The sequence below is a fragment of the Immundisolibacter sp. genome (assembly GCF_041625615.1).
Taxonomy (GTDB): Bacteria; Pseudomonadota; Gammaproteobacteria; order Immundisolibacterales; family Immundisolibacteraceae; genus Immundisolibacter.
Window position 1 is genome coordinate 1 of the sequence record NZ_JBFJTF010000114.1, and the last position, 7372, is coordinate 7372.

Here is a 7372-nt window from a genome sequence, read left to right on the forward strand (position 1 = left end):
ATGATCTGGCCTTCCTGCTTGGCCAGCTCGTTCAGCACCGCCTTCAGGCGCTCCTCGAACTCGCCGCGGTACTTGGCACCGGCGATCAGCGCGCCCATGTCGAGCACCAGCACCCGCTTGTCCTTGAGCCCCTCGGGCACCTCGCCGTTGACGATGCGCTGGGCCAGGCCCTCCACGATGGCGGTCTTGCCGACGCCGGGCTCGCCGATCAGCACCGGGTTGTTCTTGGTGCGCCGTTGCAGCACCTGCACGGCGCGGCGGATTTCCTCGTCGCGGCCGATCACCGGATCAAGCTTGCCCTGCCGGGCCCGCTCGGTGAGGTCGATCGTGTACTTGTCGAGCGCGCCGCGCGCCTCCTCGGCACTCTCGGACGTGACCTTCTCGCCGCCGCGCACGGTGTCGATGGCCTGCTCCACCGCCTCGCGCCGGGCACCGGCGTCCTTGAGGATGCGACCGGTCTCGCCCTGGTCCTCGAGCGCCCCCAGCAGGAACATCTCGCTGGCAATGTAGTCATCGCCGCGCTGCTGGGCGTACTTGTCGGCCAGATTCAAGACCCGCATCAGTGCCTGCGAGGGCTGCACGTCGCCACCGACGCCCTGCACCTGCGGCAGGCGCTCCACGGCCTTGCCAAGATCCGCCCGCAGGCGGTCCACCGCCACGCCGGCGTGCGCCAGCAGCGTGCCGATGCCGGCACCGTCCTGCGCCAGCATGGCCAGCAGCACGTGCAACGGTTCGAGAAACTGATGATCGCGACCGACGGCCAGGCTCTGGGCGTCGGCCAGCGCCTTCTGGAACTGTGTGGTCAGTTTGTCCATGCGCATTCTGGGTTCTCCGGTCCGGCGCGGCGATCGCGCCCGTTGTCATGCAAGGTGGGGTGGCGACGCGCGTCCTTCAAGCGCCCATCGCCGCCCCGGTGACCGGAATCAATCGCGCACGGTCAGGCGGGCATTCACCCGTCCGGGGGACGCCCCGGGCGTGACACCGAAGCGTTCCACCGTAATGCCCTGCGCCGTGACACGGCCCAGCCAGCCGACCAGGCCGTCGAACGGCACCTCGTCCAGCCACACCCGCACGCCGCCGTCCGGCGCCGGCTCCAGCCGCCGCAGCCGGGCGCCGAACCCCGCCGCGCGCAGGCTGGCATCGAGCCGCACCGGCAGCGCCCCCGCGGCGGGCGCGTCCTCCCCCTGAGCGGCACGCAGCGCCTGCACGCGCGGCGCAAGGCCCTGCAGCCAGGCCAGGTCGGCCGTCAGGCGCGCGTTGTCCGCCGCCAGGCGCGCCCGCGTCGCCTGCCACGGCACCCACAACCCGCCGTATGCCAGCAGCGCCGCCAACACACAGGCACCGAGCGACAACACACGCCGCTCGCGCACCGTCCGCTGGCGCCACCTGGCAAGGCTGACCGCGCGCAGGCTCACGGCGCCCCCCGCGTGTGCAACACCACGCGCGTGCGCACCACGCCGTCCTGCGCCACGGCCACCGGCAACTGCGTGCGCACCCCGGGGTGCGTGGCCAGCGCGCCGCGCAGCGCCTCCACGGCCGGCAGGTCGGGCAGGTTCAGATCCAGCGCCAGCCGGCCGTCGCCATAGTCGAGCCCGCTCAGCACCTGCCCGGCCGGCAACGCACCGGCGGCGACGGTGAGCAGCGGCAGCAGGGCATCCTCACCCCGGGCGCCGCGTTCGAGCAGTTCGAGGCGTCGCTGTGCCTGCGCGCGCAGGCTCACCGGACGCCCCTCCTCCGGAAACAGCCGCATGAACTCGCCGCTCACCGCCTCACGCAACGCGGCGTTGCGCTGCGCCAGCTGGTGCGTCTCCAGCACCCGGCCGGCCACCAGCAGCACCAGCCACACCGCGGCGGCCACCAGCGCCGGCCGCCACGGACGCCAGCGCCCCGCCACCGGCGGCGGCGCAAAGGCACCCTGCAACAGGTCGACGCCACCGCCGGCCGCCAGGCGCGGCAACGCCTGCGCCGGCACCTGCGTCACCTGCGCCGGCACGTCGGGCGGTGGCGGCGGACCACCCGGCAACTGACGCCAGTCGAGCGCCGGCGGATTCAGCGCCGCCAACAACGGCAGGATGTCCTGCGGCGGACCGCACAGGCTGGCCTCGCCGGCCAGTCGCACCGTAAGCCAGTCCGGCTCGGCCAGCACGCCGGCGCCGTCCGGCGGCAACAGTGAAGCCAGTGGCGTCAGGCTGACCGCCCTCAACCCGGCCGCGCGCAGGCGCGCCAGCGCCGCTTGCAGTGCATCGCCAGCGATCACCGCGAACTCGACCCGCCCGTCGGCATGGCGCCGGCCGACCGCCACGTGCTGGGCCTCCAGGTCGCCGGCCAGCTGGTCCTCGACGGCAAATGCCACCGCCTGCCGCAGCCGCCGGCCGGCGACACGCGGCAGCACCTGCGCCCCGACCCAGGCCTGCGGGGTCGCCAGCAGCACGTTCAGCGGGGCATCACCCACGGCCGTCGCCAGCGCCGCGGCATCCCCCCGGCACAGCGCGGCACCGTCATACCACCGCCAATCGTCCGCACCGTCCCAGCGCACCACGCGTGTCATCAGCCAACCCTGTGTTCGAGACGACGGCGCACCCGCACCTGACCGCCGTACATCTGCAGCAGGCTGTCGCGCTGCAGGGTGAATCCGTCCAGCGTGACCTCGGCCTGCAACGCGAACCAGTCCGACCGCACCGTCAGTCCCGCGGCCTCGACCAGCAGCCCGCTGAGCGCCGGATCGGCCAGAAAGGCGTCCAGGCTGGCAAACGGCGCCGCCGCGGCGCGGGCAGCGAGATCACCGGCGCGGCCCGGTCGCAGGCCGTCGATCACCGCCGCCAGCAACGGGGGTGCTGCGGCGTTGACGTTGATGGCCGCAGCCGGCGGCAGCGCACACACCAGCGGCGCGAGCGCCGCGTAGGCGGCGCCGTCCATGGCCGGCAGCAGGCGCAGTTCGGACACGTCCGCCAGCGGCGCGTCGGCGGTGCGCATGGGCGGGTCGCGGCGGCTGTAGGCGTCGTCCTCGGCCCCGGCGAAGCGCGCCTCGGCGTCCTCGTCCAGCCAGTCGAGCAGCTGATCGGCGATGGCCGCCGGCAGGTCGAGCAGCGCCAGCAGACGCCGAAAGCGCGCCTCGGCCAGCGTGATGTCGCCGGCCTGCGGCGACAGGGCGTTCAGGTTGAAACAGCCCTGCGCGTCGCGCAGCGTGCCGCGCCCGGCCACCTCCAGCGGCCAGGGCAGCAGCAGGCGCACCGGCGACGGCGCCTGCGCGTCGGCCAGCCGCGGGCGCAGATGGGCGGCCGCCAGATACTCGACGCCGGTCAGGTAGGCACCGGCCTGCATCCGGCGCGACAGGTTGTGACTGCGATGCAGGGCGAACGCCTGGTCGCCGGCCACCGCCACCGCCAGCACGGTGACCACGGCCGTCAGCAGCAGCGCCAGCAGCAATGCCACGCCACGCTGGTTTCGGGCCGGCCGGGTCACACGTCCTCCGGCACCGGCAACAGCCACTCGACGGCACCGAACGGCGGCGCGTCGAGCAGCACGCGGACGGCACGCGCGTCGGCGCCGGCCTCGATGGCGACCGTGAAACGGCGCACGTCGGCGAGCATGCGCTGGGCCTGCGGGCGGGTGCCGGGCACGCGGTCCAGCACCGGCCAGGCATCGCGGTACAGCACGCCGCCGCGCACCTGCCAGCGCACGCGCTGCACCTGCGCACGCGGCCGGTCGAGCGGGTTGCCGAAGGCGCCGTGGGTGAGTTCGAGGCTGCCGTCCGGCGCGCGGCGCAGCGCGGGTTCGGGATCGCCAAGCTCGTCGCGCACCGGCCGTGCCACCAGGGCCGAGCAGTCGCGCGCCAACTGCCCGTGCACGCGCTGCAACCGGCCGAGCGCATCGGCCCGCGCGGCCAGTCTGTCGCGCCCCTCCAGCACACGCGCCAGGCTGCCGTAGGCAAGCGTCGCCAGCACCGCGAACACGGCCAGCGCCACCAGCAGCTCCAGCAGCGTGAAGCCGCCGACGCGCGCCTTCATGGCGGCGCCTCCGATGACGGCGCGGCCGCACCCTTCAACGCCGGCAGGAAACCCGTCAGCCGCGCCAGCACCTCGCCCCCCGGGGCATCCGCGGCCGGCTGCACGGTGAGCGTGGCCTGCCTGAGGCCCGCCCGCGACTCGATGTCGACAGTCACCCTCAGCCGCTCGCCGGCCTGCGTCTGGACCGCCTGCGTGGTGGTACCGGCAAATCCATCCAGCCACAGCCGCGTCAGCACGTTGTGCGCCGCCCAGCCGGCGAAGGTGCGCTGTTCGAGCGCCCGCGCGCGCGCCGCGCCACCCCCCACGGCGGCGTTGGCCGCCGCCAGCGTGATCGACACCACCAGCAGCGCGACCAGTACTTCCAGCAGCGTGAAGCCGCGCATCAGCCGGACGCCTGCGGCGCGGCCAGGTCGACCGTCCCATCGCCTGCCACGCACACCCGCCAGGCCCGCGCGTGGCGGCCGGCAACGTCCACGCAAAACGGCGTCGCCTCGCCCGTCGACAGCAGGAACACCTGCGGGCGATCCCCCTGCCCGAGCCGGTCCGGCAACGCCACCGGCTGGCCGTCGATGCGCAGCGACAGGTGCTCCTGCTCGGCCAGCCGCCGCGTCCGCAGGGCCCGCGCATCCACCAGTGGCAGCCAGCGCCGGTCCACCAGGCGCCTGAACTGATAACCCTCGGTGGCCAGACACAGGCCAAGCTCGCGTCCGTCCAGCACCGCCTCTTCCCGCGCCAGACGCAGCGCCGCCGCCAGCGTGCGCGCGTCCTGTTCCAGACGCGCACCGGCGCCGCCATCGCCCACCGACAGGCGGGCGAAGCCCAGGATCACGCCGATCAGGGCCAGCACCACCACCACCTCGAGCAGGGTGAAACCGCGGCCGTGGCGGCATGAAGGCAGCGCGCCCGTCATCACCGGACCATCATCACCGGTCGGAATCGACCCAGTTGCCGACATCCGCATCCACGCCCTCGCCGCCTTCCTGACCGTCGGCGCCGTAACTCCAGACGTCGATCTGGCCGTGCAGGCCCGGGTTCAGGTACAGGTAATCGCGCCCCCACGGGTCCTGCGGCACGCGATTGAGATAACCACCCGCCTTCCAGTTGGCCGGCGCCGGTTCGCCACCGGGCTTCTCCACCAGTGCGGCAAGACCCTGCTCGGTGCTCGGGTAGGCGTGGTTGTCGAGCCGGTACAGGTTCAACGCCGCCTCGATGGCCTGCACGTCCTGACGCGCCTTGATGACACGCGCCTCATCCGGCCGGCCCATGATCCTGGGCACCACCAGCGCCGCCAGGATGCCCAGGATGACCACCACCACCATCACCTCGATGAGGGTGAAACCCCGGTGCTTTGTTCGACAGGTCTGCATCACTTCACCAGTTGGTTGAGTTCGAAAATCGGCATCAGGATGGCCAGCACGATCACCAGCACGGCGCCGCCCATGGCCAGGATCAGCGCCGGCTCGAACACGCCCAGCAACACCGCCACGGTGTTCTGCAGCGCGCGCTCCTGCAGCGTGGCGGCGCGCGCCAGCATGGGCCCCAGTTCGCCGCCGGCCTCGCCGCTGGCGATCAGGCGCAGGCTCATGGCCGGCAGCAGGCGCTCGCGGCGCAGCGCCTGATTGAGCGCGGCGCCCTCACGCACGCGCTCGGCGGCGGCCTCGAATCCGGCGCGAAGATGCCGGTTACCGACCACGCGCGCCGACACGCGCAGGGCGTCGACCAGGTTCACGCCGGCGCTGACCAGCGTGCCCAGCGTGCCGGTGAAGCGCGCCTCGTCGAGCCCGCGTAGCAGTCGCCCCAGCAACGGCACCCGCAGTAGCCCGGCCGCGGCACGCAGGCGCAGCGCCGGCGCACGCAGCAGCAACCGCCCGCCGACCACGGCCGCCACCAGTGCCAGCAGCAGGGCCGGGCCGAACTGGCGCAGAAAACCGCTGACGGCGATCAGCGCGCGGGTGATCCACGGCAGCGTCTGGCCCATGCGGTCGAACACCTGCACGATTTCCGGCACCACGTAGGTCACCAGCCCGATGACCACGGCCGCGGACACCACCGTCAGCGTGATCGGATAGAACAGCGCCAGCAGCACCTTCTGCTGCAGCGCCTGGCGCTGCTCCAGGAAATCGGCCAGGCGGTCCATCACCTCGCCCATGCGCCCGGCGGCCTCGCCGGCGCTGACCGCGGCCCGGTAAAACTCGGCGAAGCTGCGCGGATGCTCGGCCAGCGCGGCGTTGAGCGAATGCCCCTCCAGCACGCGGCTGCGTACCGCCGTCAGCACGCGCTTGTGGCGCGGCGACTCGGCCTGTTCGGCCACCGCGCGCAGGGTTTCTTCCAGCGGCAGGCCGCTGTCGACCATCACCGCCAGCTGGCGCGTGAGCAGGGCCAGCTCCGCGCCGCGCAGGTGACCACCGCCCAGCGCGAAGCGGTCACCCGCCGCGGCGGCGCGTACCTCGGACAGGTCCAGCGGCAGCAGGCCCTGACGCCGCAGCTCGCTGCGGGCCTGGCGCGGCGAATCGGCCTCGATCAGACCACGCGTGCTGGCGCCGTCGGGGCGGGCCGCGGTGTACTGGAAGGCCGCCATCAGTGCAGCTGCGTCACGCGCAGCAGTTCGTCGAGGCTGGTGTCGCCGGCCAGCACGCGGCGGCGGCCGTCGTCGAACAGGCTCGGCGTGCGGCGCCGCGCCTCGGCTTCCAGCGCCGCCTCGCTGGCGCCGTCGTGGATCAGCGCGCGCGTCGTGTCGTCCACCACCACCAGGTCGTAGATGCCGCTGCGGCCGCGGTAGCCGCTGCCGTGGCAATGCGCACAGCCGACCGCGGCATGCAGCGTCGGCGGCCGGTCGGCATCCACACCCAGCAGTGCCGCCTCGGCCGCACTGGCGGTGTACGGGCGCCGGCACTGCACGCACAGCCGGCGCACCAGGCGCTGGGCGATGACGCCGATCAGCGACGAGGCCAGCAGGAACGGCTCGATGCCCATGTCGCGCAGGCGCGTCACGGCGCCGGCGGCGGTGTTGGTGTGCAGCGTGGACAGCACCAGATGCCCGGTGAGGCTGGCCTGCACGGCGATCTGCGCGGTTTCCAGATCGCGTATCTCGCCCACCATCACCACGTCCGGGTCCTGGCGCAGGATGGCGCGCAGACCCCGCGCGAAACTCATGTCGATGCGCGGGTTCACCGGCACCTGGCCGATGCCGTCGAGGTGGTACTCGACCGGATCCTCGACGGTGAGGATGTTGCGCGAGCGGTCGTTCAGCCGCGTCAGCATGGCGTACAGCGAGGTGGTCTTGCCCGAGCCGGTGGGGCCGGTGACCAGCAGGATGCCGTGCGGGCAGTGGATCAGCGCGTCGACCTGTCGCAGCAGGTCATCGG

At 73.2% G+C, this 7372-nt stretch carries 10 protein-coding genes; all 10 read right to left on the reverse strand.

Annotated features, from left to right (window positions below; translation table 11 throughout):
- The coding region (locus tag ABYX71_RS09145; RefSeq protein WP_372696194.1) for a Clp protease N-terminal domain-containing protein at window positions 1-821 on the reverse strand (821 nt) is incomplete at its 3' end.
- 102 nt (window positions 822-923) lie between these two features.
- The gene (gspM, locus tag ABYX71_RS09150; RefSeq protein WP_372696195.1) at window positions 924-1415 is read right to left on the reverse strand and encodes a type II secretion system protein GspM; all 492 of its coding nucleotides are present in this window, start codon (window positions 1413-1415) and stop codon (window positions 924-926) included.
- Window positions 1412-2548, reverse strand: coding sequence for a type II secretion system protein GspL (gene gspL / locus ABYX71_RS09155; RefSeq protein WP_372696196.1), 1137 nt, complete (start codon window positions 2546-2548; stop codon window positions 1412-1414). The genes gspM and gspL overlap by 4 nt, the downstream gene beginning before the upstream one ends.
- Window positions 2548-3462 carry a type II secretion system minor pseudopilin GspK gene (gene gspK, locus ABYX71_RS09160; RefSeq protein WP_372696197.1) on the reverse strand — a complete coding sequence of 305 codons (915 nt, stop codon included), beginning with the start codon at window positions 3460-3462 and terminating at the stop codon, window positions 2548-2550. Before gspK ends, gspL begins: the two co-directional genes overlap by 1 nt.
- Window positions 3459-4007, reverse strand: coding sequence for a type II secretion system minor pseudopilin GspJ (gspJ, locus tag ABYX71_RS09165; RefSeq protein WP_372696198.1), 549 nt, complete (start codon window positions 4005-4007; stop codon window positions 3459-3461). The genes gspK and gspJ overlap by 4 nt, the downstream gene beginning before the upstream one ends.
- Window positions 4004-4390 (reverse strand): type II secretion system protein GspI, encoded by a 387-nt coding sequence (locus tag ABYX71_RS09170; RefSeq protein WP_372696199.1) that lies wholly within the window; start codon window positions 4388-4390, stop codon window positions 4004-4006. The genes gspJ and ABYX71_RS09170 overlap by 4 nt, the downstream gene beginning before the upstream one ends.
- Window positions 4390-4917 (reverse strand): type II secretion system minor pseudopilin GspH, encoded by a 528-nt coding sequence (gspH, locus tag ABYX71_RS09175; protein ID WP_372696200.1) that lies wholly within the window; start codon window positions 4915-4917, stop codon window positions 4390-4392. The genes ABYX71_RS09170 and gspH overlap by 1 nt, the downstream gene beginning before the upstream one ends.
- 13 nt (window positions 4918-4930) lie before the next feature.
- Window positions 4931-5374 (reverse strand): type II secretion system major pseudopilin GspG, encoded by a 444-nt coding sequence (gspG, locus tag ABYX71_RS09180; RefSeq protein WP_372696201.1) that lies wholly within the window; start codon window positions 5372-5374, stop codon window positions 4931-4933.
- Complete coding sequence (gene gspF / locus ABYX71_RS09185) at window positions 5374-6585, reverse strand: type II secretion system inner membrane protein GspF (RefSeq protein WP_372696202.1); 1212 nt, start codon at window positions 6583-6585, stop codon at window positions 5374-5376. Before gspF ends, gspG begins: the two co-directional genes overlap by 1 nt.
- On the reverse strand, window positions 6585-7372 hold a 788-nt coding region (locus ABYX71_RS09190; protein WP_372696203.1), incomplete at its 5' end, for a GspE/PulE family protein. The genes ABYX71_RS09190 and gspF, both read right to left, overlap by 1 nt.